Consider the following 19,051-nt stretch of genomic DNA (forward strand, 5'->3'; position numbering starts at 1 on the left):
ATTGAATATGTAAAATTATCCCATAATATTCGTTCCTCTTTACTAAGCTGTCTTTTTTTCAAAATAATCCTCTTTCATTTACCCTTATCCTATCACAACAAAAAAACCTTTCACCCGTTTTAACAGGTGAAAGGTTAAACAAATAAACTAGCTTGAAATTATGGATTCATTTTATCAATGGCTTGACCTTGATATTTTCCTGTTAATGATTTCAGGAATTCTACAATATCATCAACATCCTGATCTGGAATTTGATGATCAGGAGTTTGATATTTAACCATTTCAATTACAGCCTCTTTTAGAGTTTTCGCACTGCCATCGTGAAAATAAGGCGCGGTCAAGGCAATATTGCGTAATAAGGGAATCTTAAAGAAGAAACGATCATTTTGATTATGTGTAAAATTAAATCGGCCAAAATCCGCATTTGTCAAAGCTTTGTTTAGACGATCCTGGAAAAAATCACGTTGCAATCCCATTTTGGCAAAAGATGCTCCACCAACACCGACTCCATTATGGCAACTTGCGCAACCGATATTCTTAAAAACTTGATATCCATGTTTAGCCCGTTTACTAATCGCACTATCTATACCCTTTAAATACATATCAAAGGGACTGTCTGGCGTAATCAAGGTTTTTTCATATTCTGCAATCGCTTCTGTTATTGTTTTCTGATCAATTACGGGGCTGTTATAGACATTCATGAAATCTTTTTCATATGAAGGGTCTTTACGTAATTTGTCAGCAACTTCCTCCCATTTTTTTGATCCCATTTCAATCGGGTTCATTACGGGCCCTGCAGCCTGTGCCATCAGATCGCTGGCTCTTCCGTCCCAAAACTGGGTGTGATTGAATACAGAATTATATACGGTGGGTACATTGATAGGACCTTTTTGACCATTAATCCCGGTTGCTGTTACAAGATTATCCACCCCGCCCTTTTTCAGATCATGGCATGAAGCACAGGTAAGGGTATTGTCACCAGACAAACGTTTTTCGAAAAACAGTTTTTCTCCCAGGGCAACCTTTTTGGCATCGACATCTAAAGATTCAGGAATAGGTTGAATGGGTTCATCAGCAAATTGTTCTGCCACACCTGATGTTGCGTAACTTTGTCTACGTTCACGCTTGATCCATTTAATCACGGTATCCCGTTGCTCAGCTGAAAGGCGTGCATGCCAGTGCATTAATAAATACAGTGATGGCGGCATAAGATTTCGTTGCATTACGAATTCTATACGAGACAGGGAAACATTATCAACTGGCTCGCCTTTATTCATCGCATCAAGAACGGGTTCAAGATGAAAATTTTCCAGTCCCTTTGTGCGATCACTTTGCATCAACTGATTTGCCACAGGTATCTTGAAATAGAAAGGCATATCCACTTTTTGCGTATGACAGTAATCACAACGGGCTTCCCTTAAAACATTAAAAGCATCCATCGCCATTTTATCGTGACGCAATGGTGAACTATCTGACAAACTAGGAGCTGTAGAATGATCATAACGGGTTAAATACGTAACAACCCCTCCATAAACGATGGCAAAAACCACCAGAAGCATTAAAATAAGTTTTTTCATCCACTGTTTTCCAAACAATACATAACCTAGAATTTTTATAAATCTTTAGAATTTCAAAAAAAATATCAAGTTTTGAATTAATAATAAATCAGAATTTATCTTTTATTTGGTCAATATCGCTTTTTCCAACCTTTCTTTGGCAATTTTTACATAATTTTTATCAATATCCATTCCTATGGCCCTTCCCCCTTCATAATGGGCTGCCAATAAAGTAGTTCCCGTACCCATAAACGGATCCACTACAACTGGATTTTTTCTTCCATGCAACCTTAGACACATTTGGGGCAACGCAATTGGAAAAGTTCCAGGATGATTGAATTTTTCCGATTTTTTTCTAATCGTGTCATAGGGAATAAACCATACATCACCTCGACAACGTAAATCATACGTATGAGATCGTCTAGCAATATTGGACTTATCCTTATATGGAACCCCTACATTGAGACGATTTAACTGCACGATTCCAGTTTTCGTCAAATGGAATATATATTCATGATTGCGATGCAGAAATCGTTTGCTGACTACAGGTTTGAAATGACCGTAACTTTCCTCACCTATTGAAATAGACTTCACCCATTCTATGTGATTTTGCAATATGAAAATTTTTCTCAATCGGACAATCAGTTCAAATGGCAACCAAGGATTTGATGATGATCCGGCAATATTCAAAAAAAACGAAGCATCATCCTTCATGACTCTTTTAATTTCAAAACAGATTTTTTCAAGCCAATCGAGATATTCTACCTCTCCCTTTTTATCCTGATAAGCGCTATAGACTATACCAAGGTTATATGGAGGAGAGGTAATAAAAACATCTACGGAACGGTCTTTCATTTTTTGCAAAACCGTTAAACAATCCCCCCTAATAATAGTATGCCTATCAACCCTGAAGCTATATGGACGTAATAAAAGTTCCTGTTTTATTTGAACTTTGGTCTTTTTACGTAAAGACACCTAAAATCTCACTTGATTATTGCTTCACTGATGCAGGAACTGACTGATTGGAATGGGAAAACTGACGGGGCAACAAAAGATATATCTTTCCTTTTTCATTCATCAACCCCGCATACCATTCAGCGGTCTTACCCCATCCGGTGAATAGGTCCAGCCGGTTCATTCCATGAATATCCCCGCCCAAGTCATGGGCAAAGACCATATGTTTCCATGACCTTTTATCCTGATGTCCAGGTTCAGGCATTTGGGTTTCAATCCATAAAGGACTACCCAACGGTATCCATTTTTTATCAACAGCAGCAGATCGGCCTGCACTTAAACTAACATTAAAAGCACCTTTTGGTCCTTCATCAAGAATTTGATTATTTAAAATTTTAAAGAAAACATAATTTTTATTTTCTTCCATCAGGGAGAGTGCTTGATCAGGATGGTTGAATAACCACGTCCTCAATGAATAAATATTAATTGCATCAGAATTCATATATCCTTTGTCAATAAGGATTTTTCCTAATGGTGTATAGGGTTGTCCATTCTTGCCGGCATAAGCCAGACGTAAAATTTTACCGTCCGGTAACAAAATCCGGCCTGATCCTTGAATTTGCATAAAAAACAGATCTGCCGAATTTTTTAACCATACAATTTCAAGATTTTTACCGTTTAATGCCCCTCTGTCAATTTCAGAACGTGTGTAGTAGGGAATGAATTGATTATTCTGCATGTGACCATACTGAATTTGACCATCAACAGTTTTACGCGCTTTCAGATCGTTGGGACGTGTATATACAGGTACTTGATAATTGCCTGTTTTTACAGTTGACCCTTCAATTTCTGGTTCATAATATCCTGTCACCTTTCCTTTTTGAATTCTATAGGAATATTGATAGGGTTGCAGCCATTGTTCAAAAAAGTTTTTCACTTGTAGAGGTTGTTTGATATCAATCTGTTCCGCAGTAATACAAACTGGAATCCAATCCTTAGTCTGACTTCCTGGCAAACCGCTGACTCCCCCTAGATAAGTGATAGATGGCAATTTTCTTATCTGCCTACAGGTCTGACGAAAAACTGTCAAAATTTGTGAGTGGTTTTCCTGATTCCATCCCTGTAATACCTGATAGGAAACGGGATAGAATTCTGACAGTTTTTCCTGACCTTCCTGTACACAAGCGGTCAGACATATCCCAAGGGATATCGATATTGCACGAACAAAGCGTTTCATAACAAGCCTATTAAATTCAAGTTCCTGTACGAGTTGATTTTAAACGCCAGGAAATATCCTGACCATTCATTCCTAATACACGTTCAAATAACCAGAAATCAATAAATTCCGTCACAGATTCCGTACCAACTACAGGTTCTTTCTTTTTATCAAATATACAATTCAGTTGATCGGAAATGATCTTAACCTCAATCAATGCTTTTTTAGGATCAACTTCAGATTTAATCTCAGCTTTTGTTATAGCGATCGAACAAATTGCTTTGATTTCAATTTTTTGAATTTCGTGTGCCTCTTGACGTTTTTTAATGGCCCTTTCAAATGAAGAATAGGCATCTGATGTCAACATTGACCCAAGACTATTTAAGTCTGCATTAGCGAATGCGGTTAGAATTTTACGAAATACTATTTCAGTGCCTGCTACAAATTTTTGTGGAACAAAAGTTGAATCAAGCGCGCTAATTTTTTGTAAAGTCTGTCCTAATTCACTATTGGCAGCCGGTATTTCATAATTAACCTTGGGTACAGGTGCTACTGCTGGCTGTACGGGTTTATTTTTTGTATTTGATAAAAAAGCTGGTGCTTTAACTGTCAAGGAAATGGCTTCATGTTTCTCAAATCCAGTTTTTTTCCCTAATACGCTTCGCAAACGGAGAATCAGAAAAATCGCTATCAAGGAAAATATTATAATATCTATGGGAATATCACCTACAGAAAAATCCATCTTTTAACCTGTTAACTTGAACCTATATTGAAGTTATTTACTATATTCTTTTATGATCATTTAAAACATTAAAAACAAATTATTTTATTTAATTATTTCAATTTTTAAACTGCCTCTTGTTTTTTTATTATAAGTTTAATTAGTATAAATCGTTTTATTTAATGATAAAATTTATGTTATATGAAAATTTAAAAATTTTTAAATTAAGAATATATAGAGAATATAATGACTGACTCAACAAATACGGTATCGAGCAATCAAACAGAAGGAACACCCCCTTCCCTTCCATTAACCCTTAATATCCAGTTTACAAAAGATCTTTCATTTGAAGTCCCTCACGGAGCTGCCATTTTCGCAAGTTTGCAAGAGGCTCCCCAAATATCGGTTTCAATTGACACAAATGCCAACCGATTAAATGAAAACGGAGTTTATGAGGTCAGTTTAAAAATTAAAATTGACGCTGTAGAGGCACAAAAACAAAATGAAGGTGCCAGTCGCACAATTTTTATTGCGGAACTTATCTACTGTGCTGTTGTAACCCTGAATAATCCGCCAGAAGAATTGATTGAACCCATTCTTCTTGTCGAAGTTCCTCGTTTGATTTTCCCTTATGCACGAAATATTATAAGTGAAGTTACACGAGATGGAGGGTTTCCACCCGTTGTTCTACAACCCATAGATTTTGTTTCTTTATGGCAAAATAAACAACAACAGGCAGCCCAAACACATACCGAGGCAGGTCATGCATAATTTTGAGCATGCTATCACTTTATAAGATAAAGCATGAATTCAGTAGAGGGATGATCCGCAACGACAATCCCTTTCCACTGAAAATTCTCCAATACCTTTTTCACTTTTTCACTTATTGCAATAGCATAAATTTGGTTAAGCAAATATCTATACTCTTCATATAGAAGATCCTTAAAAAACTGGGCTGTTTCCGAAGAGAAAAATAGAATTGTATTAATTTCCCCCTGTTTGAGTTTCTCAATAAAAGAAAAAGGTATAAAATCTTTTCGTCTGGTTTCGTACACTTCTTCCACAATCATTTTGAAACCAGAATTTTGTAAATTGGAAATCAATTGTTTTCCCTGCCCTTTTCCTACAGGAAACAATAAACCGCCTTGTTTGGGAAACAATTCCCTTTGAATTAAATCATTCAAAGCGTTCGAATCTTTGTGCGCACTTTGAACCTTTTCAAAACCAGCAATTTTAGCATCATGCGCAGTTATATCGCCAACAGCAAAAACAGGGATATCCCTATATTTTATATCTTGCCGAATAAATAATTTTACCGTAGAAATGATGGCTTGGCGACTTGTAAACAAAATAGCCTGAATTTGATCAATATTGGTAAATTCAACAGACAATTGATTAACATTCATCAAGGGTAAGGCTAATGTTTTCCATCCCAATTTCTGAACCTTTAAAATCGTTTCACTCAACCCTGGTTCTGGCCGAGTTATTACAACATAATTTTTTTGCTTGTCACCCAATTTCAAGACTCAAAAATATCATTCGGGCTATCTTTACGCAATTGTTTACCTAACTCATGACCGATCAATTCAGCTTCTTCCAGGGTTCCTATAACATCTTTTTTGATTAAAAAAGAACCGTCTTCTCTTGCAACCAATCCCGTTAAATGCAACCGTTCTTCCTGACCCGGAAAAGAAACAACCCTTGCATACCCGCCAATTGGTGTTCGACAAGATCCATCAAGCTCAGCCAGCAAGGCACGTTCAGCGCTGGATACCGCCTTTGCCTCCCTATTTTCAATTGCCGAAAGCATCTCAAGCAATTCTGTGTCCTTTTCTCTAACTGTGATTCCAACAATACCTTGACCAGCCGCTGGAACCATAATTGAGGGATCAATCAAAACATCAATTCGATGTTCCATATCCAGTCTTTGCAATCCTGCAGCAGCGAGAAGAGTTGCATCAAATTGTTTTGAGGTAATTTTGTCCAAACGTGTCTGAATATTACCCCTCAACAATCCAAATTTCAAATCAGGTCTATAATGCAGCAATTGAGCTTGGCGTCGTACGGAAGAAGACCCGATCAACGCGCCTTTTGGTAAAACATCAAATGGATTTTTAGAATCAATGGGTTGATATTCACTTCTAACAATTAAAGCATCCCTCGCATCTTGTCTTTTTAGCGTACATGCCAAAACAAGACCTTTGGGCAGATCTGTTTCTAGATCTTTAAGGCTATGGACAGCAAAATCAATATTCCCTTCCAACAGCTGTTCATGAATTTCCTTGGCAAATAATCCCTTGCCACCGATTTCAGCCAAACGTCGATCCTGTATGCGATCTCCTGAAGTATGAATCTGAAATTCCTGAAACGCCCCAATCTGACGTAATAAAGGGCAGAATTGTGTCAATAATGTGAGAAAATTGCGAGTCTGGACCAAGGCCAAAGGAGAACCCCTGGTTCCTACTCGCAGGGGCAGTCCTCTTTTTCCATGGGCTTTAATATAGTTTGCTTTCTGTAATTCCGCAGCCTTGGCGGCAACCCGTTGTAAATTGGGATTTGAAGCAATATGTACTATGTTTTTGATATCCATAAAAATATACTTTATCTATATTTATGCTCATATTCTCTTTAAAAGAAAAATATTCATTATGATATCCATACACCAAACACGTATAAAAACAAATAACTGCTTTAAAATTCTGGCTATTGAATCTTCTTGTGATGATACAGCATGCGCAATCATTCGTTCGGACGGAATGGTTTTGGGAGAAAAGGTTCATTCACAAAAGGAACATGTTCATTTTGGTGGTGTGGTACCAGAAATAGCTGCCCGTGCTCATATGCACCATCTTCCTTCTTTGGTAAATTCATTGTTGGATGAGGCAAAAGTTTCTTGGTGTCAAATTGATGCCATTGCCGCAACCTGCGGACCCGGTTTAATTGGTGGGGTGATTGTTGGCAGCAGTTTTGCAAAAGGTCTGGCACTTTCAAAAAAAATTCCCTTTATTGGTATCAATCACATCGAGGCTCATGCCCTTACCGTCCGTTTACCGGATATTTCAAGCAAGAAAATAGAATTTCCCTATCTATTATTTTTAACATCAGGTGGCCATTGTCAATGTATCTATGTTGACGATGTCGGTAAATATCAGCATTTGGGAGGTACTATTGATGATGCGGCTGGCGAGGCTTTTGATAAAGTTGCAAAAATGCTTGGACTTCCCTGGCCTGGTGGTCCAGCCCTTGAAGCCTTGGCAAAAGAGGGAAATGAAAATGCATTCATCATGCCTCATCCTTTATATGGCCGTGACGGATGTGACTTCTCATTTTCCGGACTTAAAACGGCAGTGGCTAATTTACTAGAACCCTATAAGGACTTATCTTGCTTGCCACGCTCTTTGGCAGCTGACATTGCGGCGAGTTTCCAGAAAACTATAACGGATACCATTATCAACAGATTAGAGAATGCCATTCAAATGGCCCCTAAAACCAAAATTCTTGCGACAGCTGGTGGGGTTGCGGCCAACCAATATTTAAAGTTTCATCTAATGAGACTTGCCAGTCAATATAATATGGAATTTATAGCACCTCCAATTCGTTATTGTACGGATAACGCAGTTATGATTGGATGGGCAGCAATTGAAATTTTAAAAAAGACCATTACAAATAATTTTATTCCAAACGACATTGATTTGATACCTCGTCCACGTTGGCCTTTGTCTGAAATGAAGTCTCGTTTTGAATTCTAAGTCTTTTATTATTTGAAGGATTATAAAACATGAAGAAATCAATTGCTGTCATTGGTGCCGGCGCTTGGGGAATAGCCCTTGCCATTCATGTTGCTCGTACAAATGCCAACGTATATTTATGGAGTAGAAAAGAGCTTCCCGATCCGAATACAAAAACACTTTCAAGATTAAAAAATTTCCCTTTACCAGATAATATTCAGGTTCATAATTCATTTCCAAAGAGGGCCGATCTTATTTTTTTGGCAGTACCTCTTCAATTTATCCGCTCCATTCTACCGAATATCAGTAGTTTACAATGTCCGATTATTGTCTGCTGCAAAGGTGTAGAACAGCAAACCCTTAAATTTCCATCAGAAATAATTGAAGAATTTGTGCCAAAACAGAATATTGCCATTTTGTCAGGCCCAAATTTTGCTCACGAAGTGGCAGCAAATTTACCAACAGCCAGTGTTATCGCGTCTGAAAACATACAAATGGCCCAGGAAATCTCAGATGAAATTTCAACTTTTAATTTTCGTTTTTATAAAAATGATGATCCCATTGGTGTTCAAATTGGTGGTGCTGCAAAAAACATATTTGCAATTGCCGCAGGAGCGGCAATTGGGGCCGGTTTGGGGGAAAATGCCCGTGCTTCGCTAATAACCCGTGGTATTAGCGAACTCTCGAGACTTAGTCTCGGATTGGGAGGATCTCCCATAACATTATCAGGATTGGCTGGATTGGGAGACATGATTTTGACATGCACGGGAACGTCATCTAGAAACTATTCATTAGGAATCGAGCTAGGTAATGGAAAAAAACTTGACGCCATCCTAAAGGAGAGAACTGTCGTGACAGAAGGAGTTACAACCACTCCCGCCTTGCTTAAAAGAGCGCAAAACCATCATATTGACGTTCCAATTATTGAAACAGTCGCCGCCATATTAAGTGATAAAATCACCATTCATCAAGCAAAGGAAAGATTGATGTCCCGTCCCATTCCTTTCGAATAAATAAACATTTATATTTGAAATAATATTTAATATAATAAAAAAAATTTTAAAAATCTTGTCAACGAAACTGAATCCATAACATATATAATGACCACATCACTCTATGATTTAACTATATCCTCTTCTACAGGAGAAAGTATTAACCTTGGTAAATTTCAGGGTAAGCCTTTATTAATTATCAATACCGCGTCTCATTGTAAATTTACGCCTCAATATGAAGATTTACAGGATTTATGGCTTTATTTTAGAAATTGGGATTTGAATATTATCGCCATTCCTTCCGGTGATTTCGGCAATCAAGAGTTTGAAACAAATGAAGAAATCAGGAATTTTTGTCTTAAGCGTTATCATATTGATTTTATTCTGGCCCAAAAAAGCCATGTAAAGGGAAAACAGGCCATTCCACTTTTTCAATGGCTGAATAAGGCAGGGGGATATATATCAAAACCAAGATGGAATTTCTATAAATATATTATAAGCCGTCAGGGTAAGTTGTCATCTTGGTACTCATGTTTAACACGTCCTTCATCTAAGAGGTTTATTAATGCGGTTGAACGTGTAGCCTATGATTTATAAATCTGATAATAACTAAATAATATTGTTTTATAAAACACCTCCACCTTGGTAAAGGTTTCAATGTTTAAAAATCTTTTAACAGTCAGTGGATGGACCATGTTAAGCCGTCTTCTGGGACTGGTTCGGGATCAACTGCTTGCCGCCTTTCTTGGGGCCGGTTCTTTACAGGATGCCTATCAGGTTGCCTTTAGGTTACCAAACATGTTTCGCCGTTTATTTGGTGAAGGCGCTTTTAACGCCGCTTTTGTCCCCTTATTCACCCTAACTCTTGATAAGAAAAATATTAACGAGGCTAAGAAATTTGCAAATGAATCGTTCAATATTCTTATATTCATCTTGTTGATTTTCACCTTACTGGGTGAAATTTTTATGCCCCAACTGCTTCACATCATAGCTCCAGGTTTTACCACCGATAAAAATCGTTATCATGAAGCCATTATTTTAAGCCGTATCACCTTTCCCTATATGATCTTAATCTGTGGAGCAGCTTTATTGGCTGGTGTTTTGAACAGTTTACATCATTTCAGCATTGCCGCTGCTGCTTATGTCAGTTTTAATATATTTGGAATTGCCGCGCTGCTCTGGCTAACCCCTTTTATGCCAAACGCAGCATGGGCTGCAGCATGGGGTGTTACAATTTCAGGAGTGGCCCAGTTTGGCATTTTATGGTTAGCGGCAAGAAAAGCTGGGATCACTATCCTTTTCCATCGACCAAAATTAAGTCCAAGTATCAAAAAACTCTTTAGGAAGATGACCCCCGGCATTATTGGAAGTGGCATCACACAGATCAATTTAACCATTGATACAATCATCGCCACCTTGTTACCGACCGGTAGCGTTTCAGTCATGTATTTTGCTGACCGAATTAATCAGCTACCCCTTGGTGTTCTAGGAGCTGCTGCAGGAACAACCCTATTACCCCTATTAACAAAAGAGCTTAATACCGGAAATAAAGAAGCTGCCTTATCCATTCAAAATAAAACTCTTGATTATTGTTTGCTTTTGACACTTCCTGCAGCTTTTGGTTTATTTACCTTGGCCCCTCTTATAATTTCAACTTTATTTGGTCATGGTGCTTTTAATCTTGACGCTGTCTATAAATCAGCTCAATCCTTACGGACCTATACAGTTGGCCTTCCAGCCTTTATCCTTATCAAGGTTTTATCTCCTGGTTTTTTTGCCCGTGGTGATACATCTACTCCTGTAAAAATCGGTATATTCACCCTTTTGTTGAATTTCATCCTGAATCTTATATTCATGTATCCTCTTGCCCATATGGGCCCCCCTCTGGCAAGCAGTATTGCGGCCATTGCTAATGTCGGGGCCCTTGCTTTCATTTTATGGAAGAAAGATGCGTTTTACCTACCAGTTTCTATAATAAAACGTATCATTTATATGATTGTTGCCGCATTCATCATGAGTTTGAGCATATTTTTGACAGAAATGATTTTCTTTCAAAATATAATTAAAAACCCAATTTTATTTCGTATAATAGATCTTTCTATTTTAATATTAACAGGCGGACTTGTTTATGGAGGAATTCTTCACATTCTTGATATCATTGATTTGAATTCGACTTGCCTAAAAGTCAGACAAAGAATTTTAAAACGATAAATAAAAAAGCAGTTTAAACAGGTATATATGACACTTCCTTCTGCAAAAGGTGCCACACCCGTAATGGCACAATGGTTTTCTCTTAAAAAAGAACATCCTGATGCCCTTCTTTTCTTTAGAATGGGTGATTTTTTTGAACTGTTCTTTCATGATGCAGAAGCGGCGGCAAATGCACTCGATATTGCCCTGACTGCTCGTGGTACCCATGCCGGACAGCCAATTCCCATGTGTGGTGTTCCCGTTGGTACTGCTGCAACCTATCTTGCTCGTCTCATCAAAAAAGGATTCAAGGTTGCCGTTGCAGAACAAACAGAAAGTCCAAAAAACAGAGGAAAAAATCAAAAAGGCCCGCTTTCAAGAGCTGTTATACGTTTAATCACTCCAGGAACCCTGACCGAAGATGAATTATTAAACGCTTCTCAACCAAATTATATCCTTTGTATCATCCCTGACCTTAAAAAAAATTCCTCCAATCTGGGAGCGGCATGGATTGATATCTCAACAGGAATTTTTGAAACTAGCTATTTCAAATCCTTTCAATTAGATGATTTTTTAGCCCGTATCAATCCCTCTGAAATCTTGGCACCCAATCAATTATATCTAAATTCTTATGAAAATCGTCAAACAATATTGAATAAAATCAGTAATATCAAGATTGCTCAAAAACAACTTGCGACTTTATTCAATATCAACTCCTTATCCGCACTAGGTGATTTTAAAAATGAAGAAATTATTGCTGGATATGAACTGATCACCTATATTGGCCAAACACAAAATGGTAGAATTCCACAATTATCACGTCCTCAATCACAAAAATACGAATCAATCCTAGCTATTGATCCAGCAACGAGAAACAGTCTTGAAATTCTTGAAAATAATGCCGGCAACAACCAATTTACCCTATTTTCCAGCATTAACCGTGCCATTACGGCACCAGGTTCAAGAATGTTGGCAAATTGGCTGTCGTCACCCCTGACTGAAATCGATAAAATTGAAGCCCGACAAAAAGGATGGATTTATCTATATCAAAATACACAGCTTTTAACCCTTCTACGCCAGACCCTGAAAGGTTCGCCAGACATTGCCCGCTCTTTGGGTCGAATTTCGGTCGGCAGAGGTTCTCCCCGTGATCTGGCATCCATACGAAACGGTTTGCATGTTGCCAGAAAAATAGCACAAATCTTGTCGAAATACGAAAAAAAAATTGACCGGACTCCACCCTATATCCATAAAATCAAGCATTATCTTTTATCAGGAAACATCCTTCTTGAAAATTTAACCAAAGCCTTGATGGAAAATCCTCCCCTTAAACTGGAAGAGGGTTCAATTATCAAAGAGGGTTATGATGAAAAGCTTGACACTTACCGTCATCTTCATCAGCAAAGCCGGCAAATAATTATTGATTTGCAACAAAAATACTGCAAAAAATATGATATCTCCACATTAAAGATTCGATTTAGCAACCAATTGGGATATATCATTGAGCTCAGCCGTACTGCAGCCGCAAAATTAAAAGATTGTCCAGAACTGATTTTAAGACAGGGAACAGTTAATCTTGCACGTTATACAACCGACGAATTAAATATCTTAAATACAAAGATCCTTGAAGCTTCCTCCATTTCTGCAGAATATGAAAAGATGCTTTTTGATAAGCTGATTGAGGAAACGTTACGGGAAAGGGATTTGCCGCTTCTGGCAAACGCCATTGCTGTCATTGATGTTTTACAGGCATGTGCGACGCTTTATTCCTCGCAAGAATGGTGTGTACCAACTTTAACCAATGATACACGCTTCACACTTAAAAACGCACGCCATCCAGTTGTTGAGGCCGCGTTACAAAAACCTGATAAGTTTACACCCAACTCCTGCAATTTATCTAACAATAAAAGGGTTATGCTGCTTACAGGTCCTAACATGGCCGGAAAATCAACATTCCTAAGACAAGTCGCGCTAAACGTCATTCTTGCACAAAGTGGTTTGCCCTTACCTGCAACAAATGCCGAAATTGGAATTGTCGATCGCCTGTTCTCAAGAGTGGGTGCCTCTGATGATCTTGCCAATGGCCGATCAACCTTTATGGTTGAAATGACCGAGGCAGCTTCCATTCTAAATCAGGCTGGTCCCCGTTCTCTTGTTGTAATTGATGAAATAGGAAGAGGAACTTCAACCCTGGATGGATTGGCCATCGCCTGGGCTATATTAGAAACCTTGCATAATACGATACAATGTCGTACAATTTTTGCCACACATTTTCATGAATTATCACAATTGACCCATCATTTGCCATTTATACAAAATTTTACCATGAAAATTAAAGAATGGAAAGGTTCCATAATTTTCCAATATGAGGTAGTGCCTGGCGCAGCCGAACATAGTTGGGGTATTCATGTCGCACAGTTAGCAGGAGTTCCAACAACAACGTTAAACAGGGCAAAATCGGTTTTACAAACTCTTGAAACGCAACAGTATGGTTCCCAAATCTCACTTCCTCTATCAGACACTGATGCAACGGTTGGAAATCAGGATCATTCCCAAGTAAATTTTGATACTAAAAAACGAAAAATGCTTAATGAAATAGAAACTGCCCTTATGGAAATCAATCCTGATCAAATCACTCCAATGGATGCCATAAATATTCTTTACAAACTAAAAAAAGTTATTGATAGATGATGATTTTTTTTTAATTATTATCTGTAAATGCCCTTTATTCTATTATGAAATTGGTTAAATAAATTGAAGCAATCTTTACTTAATTTCTCCTCTAACCCTGAAAAAGCGACAGAATCTCTTCGCAATTACGTTCAAAAGATTTTAAATAATAATCCAGATTTATCCAGAGAGGAATTGCTTCAGATTTTCAGACGTCATCTCGGGCGCATACAGACACAAATTCAATCCGAATTTGAGATATCCAAAATTCCAGGACTGAAAGCCGCCACGGAACTGGCCGAATATATTGACGGTTTAATTACCGTTATATTTGATTTTATCTATAAAACCTTACCTGCCACAGATATCGCCACACATTCCATAGCATTGGTCGCGACAGGTGGATATGGAAGAAAGGCCCTTGCCCCGTTCAGTGATATTGACCTTCTTTTTTTAACGTCTGAGCATCCCTCAAGCAATCTGCTCAATACGATTGAACAATTTTTATATTTTCTTTGGGATTTAGGGTTAAAAGTTGGTCATGCCACACGTTCCATCTCGGAATGTCTTTCAACAGCACAAAAAGACATAACCATTTTGACCACTTTACTTGATTCACGTTTTGTAAGCGGAGATCAAAAACTTTTCAACCAATTTAGTATTGAATTCAAAAGGACCCATGAAAACGTGGGTGATGTTCGTTATATTCAGGAAAAGCGTAAAGAGAAAAAAAACAGGTACAAAAAATTTGGAGAAACTCCGTATCTAGTTGAACCTAATATCAAAGAAGGTTTGGGAGGACTAAGAGACTTACAGACAATTCATTGGGAATGCCGCTATATCCTCGGGTTAAATCAGCAGGACAATATCTTCATCAATCCATATATCGGATCCTTGAATGTACTGAATGAACAAGAGGTTCGACGTTTAAGGAGAGCGCATAATTTTTTATGGACGGTTCGTTTTCAGTTGCACTATATCGCAGGACGAGCTGAAGACCGATTGACTTTTGATATGCAGCCCATCATTGGGGGGAGGATGGGATACACACGACATGGACAACAAGTCGGTGTTGAACGATTTATGCGACATTATTTTCTTACGGCCCGCGAAATAACGCGTTTAACCTATGTTATCGAGGCGGCTTTATATCTTCATGCCCAACGGCTCAAAATAACCGATTACCAAAACAATAAATTTCTTGAACATACCGGTTTTGCCCTTTTAGAAAACCAGCTTTTTCCAACGCCAAAAATTTCATTTGACAATCAACCCATTTACATGATGCGGATGCTTAAGATTGCCCAGACCCAAAAACGTGCCATTCATCCTCTGGCAATTCATCAAATGATCAGAGCGGAACGACAGACCAACCTATTACGTGGGGACAAAGAGGCTTCCCATATTTTCCTTGATCTGTTATGCGATATACCGAAAGTACTTACTTCAAAGGCACGCTATAAACGTCTAAGCCAGAATAAAAATGAACGTCAGATAGCTGTTCCGTTTGACCCAGTCTCGGACGAACAATATAATTTTCATTGGCTGCAAATCCTTAATACAACAGGTGTATTGGGTCAGTTCATTCCTGAATGGCGTCATATGGTGGGACAGATGCAATTTGATACCTATCATGTATTTACCGTTGATCAACATAGTATTGAAGCTGTCAAACTTTTGGCGCTACTCGAAGCAGGATATTATCCCGAGGATTTACATTTTGCCTACAAGCTCATTCAGGGATTACAGTCACGACGGGCATTATATCTTGCCACCCTTCTTCATGATTCAGGCAAAGGCAAAGGTTCAGATCATTCTGAACTTGGTTCTCAAATGGCGGTTAATATTTGTGCAAGATTGCATATGTCAGCCGATGAATCAGATACCGTTTCCTGGCTTATCCTTCATCACCTGCTTTTAAGCAGTACTGCATTTCAACGCGATATCGATGACCCAAAAACAATTTTGGATCTGGTTGATACCATTCAATCCCCAGAACGTCTTCGTTTATTATTTTTACTAACCGTTTCTGATATTCGTGCCGTTAACGATAAAGTTTGGAATGCATGGAAAGCCACCCTTTTAGTCGAACTTTACAACCGAATATCCGAGGTTTTAGAAGGAAGTCTTGCAACTGCTGAACAAGATACCCGAGTCCACCAGAGTAAAGATAGTATCACCAACCTGTTGAATAGCAAAGAATTCAATTCATGGGAAATTGATGATTTTATCAAGCTGGGATATGCCAGTTATTGGCTATCTTTTGATCAAGACACATATTTGCGCCACGCGGAAATAATTACGAAAGCTAATCAATCAAGCTCTCCCCTAACGGTCCATACCCATCCCATTCATGACCGTGGTGTCACAGAAGTCACCATCTATACACAGGATCACTCCGGTTTATTTTCAAAAATCGCAGGTGCCCTATCGATTGCTGGGGCATCCATTGTGGATGCACGAATTCACACCCTCACAAATGGCATGATTCTGGATACATTCTGGATACAAAATGCCTCCAAAGATGTTTTTGATGAACCCCACCGCCTGAAAAGAGTTGAGGAATTAATTCATTCAACTCTCGAACAGAAAACAGACATAGAACAATGCATATATAATTATTCCCATCACCTGTTATATGGAAGACGTATGCGGGCAATTCATGTCCCTCCCCGTGTTGTTATAGACAATCAGGCTTCTAACAGTTTTACCGTCATTGAAATTAATGGACGTGACCGGATTGGTTTACTTTATGATGTGACAAAGACTATTAAGGAACAAAATCTACAGATAAGTTCCGCCCATATTACAACTTATGGTATTAGAGCTGTGGATGTTTTCTATGTTAAAGACGCGTTTGGTCTAAAAATTCAAGATAAAACCAAATTGTCTCTCATAAGAGACGCTATTCTTCAAAAACTATACCAAGCTGAAGAAAAAATTACTGGTCAACAATCTGAAAAATCTAAGGTAACACAACATCAACCTCAGTCAGAAAATATCAATTTATAAATTTACTTACTTTTTTTTCCAATGCAAGTTTTACCTTATCAATAACAGCTTGCCAGCTCTCTTCCCCATTCCCCGCTTTTTCTTGTTTAAATAATGTCAAAGTTGGATACCACAAATTCTTTTTTGGTATATCGGGACTTTGATTGTACCATCGCCAGTCCCCACCATAACGGTTTAAAAGCCAGGTCTCTTTACCTAAAATACCGGCAAGATGCGCTATTACAGTATCAACTGTTATGATCAAGTCCATTTTCTGCATAATTATGGCTGTATCAAGTAAATCACCCTGTGGTAAAGTCAATATTTTATATTTATCAAGTAATTTCTGAGAAAAATTAATTTGTAAAGATTGAAAAATCACATGTTGAATTGAAAATAACGTTGATAATAATTTAAAAGATATAGACCTTATTCGGTCAAATCGATAATCCGGACTACCTGCCCAACAAATTCCAACATGAAATTTGTTTTCATGCAAAACTATTTCATTTGTTTTATCAAGAATAACTGTAGGCATAATTGGAATGAAATTGATATCTAACAAATAGGGCAAACTCATTAATCTTGCCTGGAAATCAATTGGCTGATTAATTTCCTCCCCTTTTACAATAACTTTACAAATATTATTTAATTCTTGTTGAACAATAACCAATCCAACCAATCGATATACAGGTAAAGGAACTTCCAAAATTATAGAAAGGTTTTTATCTAAATATGGTAGATACCGGATAAACTGAAGAATATCCCCCAATCCCTGTTCTGATCTTATTAGCAATGTGCCTTTTAGCACTTTCCCGTCCCAAAAAGGTATATCAGAATATTCTGGAGCAATTTCAATTAAAGGATGACGAGATTCCATAAGTCTCCAGCCTTCTTTAAATTGACACTTAGCCAATAATATCGATGACAAATTATATTTTATTCTGTTCTGATCTTCCTCTGACAAAAAATGTAAATCATCATCATGAAACAATCTAATATACAGTTTTTCAGCCTCGTCAATCATTCCTAATTCAAAAAATAACGTACCCAAATTCAAGCCTATTTTCAGATCTGCCGGAAATTTGTCATAAACCTTCTTCAGTAACTTTAGAGATTTCAGCAATGATCCCTCTGCCATATAAACAAGGGACAAATTAACCTGACATTCTGAATTGTCATTCTGCTTATCAAATGCTTTTTCCAAATAATGTTTGGCTTCATCAATTTGATTTAATTGAAATAATATCCCCCCTAAATTAGCATAGGCACCGTAATCATCATGTTTTAAATGAATAATTTTCTTATAAACAATAACAGCTTCATCCAACAAATTTAACGCCTGCAAAACCAATGCAAGTTTAAATAGAAAATCTATTTCTCCTGGATTATTCCTGACAGATTCCTGTGCAACCGACAAAGCCGTTTCATAAAAATGCCGATCCCAATAAAAATCGATCAAATCATTCCAATAATTGAATGTCTTCTGTTGTAATTCAACCGCCTGCTTAAATGTCTGTTCGGCACGTGTATAATCATCTAAATCATTATAAACTCTTGCTATGGCGTTTAATGCCCGATCATCGGATGGTTGTAAAATAATTGCACTTTTTAGCGCTGATTTAGCCTCATTTAAATGACCCTGACAATGCAACGCTTTCCCAAGAATTACATAATATTCAGGTTTGGAAGAAAGTTGGACGGCCCTACCTGCGAAACCTATGGATAGATCAAACCTTTTGGCCATATAAAAAACAAGTGAGCGCCCATATAATGCATCTGGTTCATCAGGATTGCTTTCTAAAATTTCAAAGAAAGCTTGATCCGCTTCTTGAAATTTTCCCTCGGATATGTAATCCATACCCAATTTTATCAACAGCTTATAATTTGTCATAAACAAATGTCACTTTATAAACAGAAGAATGGTCAAAAATTAATCAATACAAATTTTTTGGTTTAAAATTTCGTGCGTTATACATTTTTTTTATTCTATTATGAGAATAACAGTATTAAATAAGGTTAGTCTCTATCAT

At 37.6% G+C, this 19,051-nt stretch carries 14 protein-coding genes; 7 read left to right on the plus strand and 7 right to left on the minus strand.

Going from position 1 to position 19,051, the window contains the following annotated elements; all coding sequences use genetic code 11:
• Positions 1-158: 158 nt before the first annotated feature.
• The 4 genes from H3T44_RS01325 to H3T44_RS01340 all read right to left on the minus strand — a co-directional run bounded on the left by H3T44_RS01325 (position 159) and on the right by H3T44_RS01340 (position 4,468).
• On the minus strand, positions 159-1,577 hold the full coding sequence (locus tag H3T44_RS01325; protein ID WP_198195668.1) for a cytochrome-c peroxidase: 1,419 nt from the start codon (positions 1,575-1,577) through the stop codon (positions 159-161).
• A gap of 102 nt (positions 1,578-1,679) precedes the next feature.
• Positions 1,680-2,501 (minus strand): site-specific DNA-methyltransferase, encoded by an 822-nt coding sequence (locus H3T44_RS01330; RefSeq protein WP_370552721.1) that lies wholly within the window; start codon positions 2,499-2,501, stop codon positions 1,680-1,682.
• A gap of 46 nt (positions 2,502-2,547) precedes the next feature.
• On the minus strand, positions 2,548-3,747 hold the full coding sequence (locus tag H3T44_RS01335) for a murein transglycosylase A (RefSeq protein WP_198195669.1): 1,200 nt from the start codon (positions 3,745-3,747) through the stop codon (positions 2,548-2,550).
• Between the two features lie 16 nt (positions 3,748-3,763).
• The gene (locus tag H3T44_RS01340) at positions 3,764-4,468 is read right to left on the minus strand and encodes a Tim44/TimA family putative adaptor protein (RefSeq protein ID WP_155566959.1); all 705 of its coding nucleotides are present in this window, start codon (positions 4,466-4,468) and stop codon (positions 3,764-3,766) included.
• Positions 4,469-4,693: 225 nt separating this feature from the next.
• Between H3T44_RS01340 and secB the strand changes: the two genes are divergently transcribed.
• On the plus strand, positions 4,694-5,218 hold the full coding sequence (gene secB, locus H3T44_RS01345) for a protein-export chaperone SecB (protein ID WP_155565623.1): 525 nt from the start codon (positions 4,694-4,696) through the stop codon (positions 5,216-5,218).
• Between the two features lie 14 nt (positions 5,219-5,232).
• Here secB and H3T44_RS01350 read toward each other — a convergent pair whose 3' ends face one another.
• A complete protein-coding gene (locus H3T44_RS01350; protein ID WP_198195671.1) occupies positions 5,233-5,964 on the minus strand; it encodes a uroporphyrinogen-III synthase in 732 nt (243 codons plus the stop codon).
• 2 nt (positions 5,965-5,966) lie between these two features.
• A complete protein-coding gene (hemC, locus tag H3T44_RS01355) occupies positions 5,967-7,037 on the minus strand; it encodes a hydroxymethylbilane synthase (protein ID WP_198195673.1) in 1,071 nt (356 codons plus the stop codon).
• A 58-nt stretch (positions 7,038-7,095) separates the two neighbouring features.
• Here hemC and tsaD point away from each other — a divergent pair, with 58 nt between their 5' ends.
• The 6 genes from tsaD (at position 7,096) to H3T44_RS01385 (ending at position 17,039) form a co-directional block, all read left to right on the plus strand.
• Positions 7,096-8,196, plus strand: a complete 1,101-nt coding sequence (tsaD, locus tag H3T44_RS01360; protein WP_198195674.1) for a tRNA (adenosine(37)-N6)-threonylcarbamoyltransferase complex transferase subunit TsaD — start codon at positions 7,096-7,098, stop codon at positions 8,194-8,196.
• A gap of 29 nt (positions 8,197-8,225) precedes the next feature.
• The gene (locus H3T44_RS01365; RefSeq protein WP_198195675.1) at positions 8,226-9,188 is read left to right on the plus strand and encodes an NAD(P)H-dependent glycerol-3-phosphate dehydrogenase; all 963 of its coding nucleotides are present in this window, start codon (positions 8,226-8,228) and stop codon (positions 9,186-9,188) included.
• An 87-nt stretch (positions 9,189-9,275) separates the two neighbouring features.
• Positions 9,276-9,764 (plus strand): glutathione peroxidase, encoded by a 489-nt coding sequence (locus tag H3T44_RS01370; RefSeq protein WP_110438214.1) that lies wholly within the window; start codon positions 9,276-9,278, stop codon positions 9,762-9,764.
• 60 nt (positions 9,765-9,824) lie between these two features.
• Positions 9,825-11,378, plus strand: coding sequence for a murein biosynthesis integral membrane protein MurJ (gene murJ, locus H3T44_RS01375; protein WP_198195676.1), 1,554 nt, complete (start codon positions 9,825-9,827; stop codon positions 11,376-11,378).
• A 27-nt stretch (positions 11,379-11,405) separates the two neighbouring features.
• The gene (gene mutS, locus H3T44_RS01380; protein WP_198195677.1) at positions 11,406-14,048 is read left to right on the plus strand and encodes a DNA mismatch repair protein MutS; all 2,643 of its coding nucleotides are present in this window, start codon (positions 11,406-11,408) and stop codon (positions 14,046-14,048) included.
• Positions 14,049-14,111: 63 nt separating this feature from the next.
• Positions 14,112-17,039 (plus strand): [protein-PII] uridylyltransferase, encoded by a 2,928-nt coding sequence (locus tag H3T44_RS01385; protein WP_198195678.1) that lies wholly within the window; start codon positions 14,112-14,114, stop codon positions 17,037-17,039.
• Here the strand turns inward: H3T44_RS01385 and H3T44_RS01390 are convergent.
• Positions 17,029-18,912 carry a lipopolysaccharide assembly protein LapB gene (locus H3T44_RS01390; protein ID WP_198195679.1) on the minus strand — a complete coding sequence of 628 codons (1,884 nt, stop codon included), beginning with the start codon at positions 18,910-18,912 and terminating at the stop codon, positions 17,029-17,031. The two genes, H3T44_RS01385 and H3T44_RS01390, sit on opposite strands and share 11 nt — an antisense overlap.
• Between the last annotated feature and the right edge of the window lie 139 nt (positions 18,913-19,051).

The sequence above is a fragment of the Commensalibacter sp. M0355 genome (genome assembly GCF_016101365.1).
Classification (GTDB): domain Bacteria; phylum Pseudomonadota; class Alphaproteobacteria; order Acetobacterales; family Acetobacteraceae; genus Commensalibacter; species Commensalibacter melissae.

Coding starts and splice junctions, on each gene's coding strand:
- H3T44_RS01325 (WP_198195668.1), bottom strand. CDS start 1,577: ATGAAAAAACTTATTTTAATGCTTCTGGTGGTTTTTGCCATCGTTTAT.
- H3T44_RS01335 (WP_198195669.1), bottom strand. CDS start 3,747: ATGAAACGCTTTGTTCGTGCAATATCGATATCCCTTGGGATATGTCTG.
- H3T44_RS01340 (WP_155566959.1), bottom strand. CDS start 4,468: ATGGATTTTTCTGTAGGTGATATTCCCATAGATATTATAATATTTTCC.
- secB (WP_155565623.1), top strand. CDS start 4,694: ATGACTGACTCAACAAATACGGTATCGAGCAATCAAACAGAAGGAACA.
- hemC (WP_198195673.1), bottom strand. CDS start 7,037: ATGGATATCAAAAACATAGTACATATTGCTTCAAATCCCAATTTACAA.
- tsaD (WP_198195674.1), top strand. CDS start 7,096: ATGATATCCATACACCAAACACGTATAAAAACAAATAACTGCTTTAAA.
- H3T44_RS01365 (WP_198195675.1), top strand. CDS start 8,226: ATGAAGAAATCAATTGCTGTCATTGGTGCCGGCGCTTGGGGAATAGCC.
- H3T44_RS01370 (WP_110438214.1), top strand. CDS start 9,276: ATGACCACATCACTCTATGATTTAACTATATCCTCTTCTACAGGAGAA.
- murJ (WP_198195676.1), top strand. CDS start 9,825: ATGTTTAAAAATCTTTTAACAGTCAGTGGATGGACCATGTTAAGCCGT.
- mutS (WP_198195677.1), top strand. CDS start 11,406: ATGACACTTCCTTCTGCAAAAGGTGCCACACCCGTAATGGCACAATGG.
- H3T44_RS01390 (WP_198195679.1), bottom strand. CDS start 18,912: ATGACAAATTATAAGCTGTTGATAAAATTGGGTATGGATTACATATCC.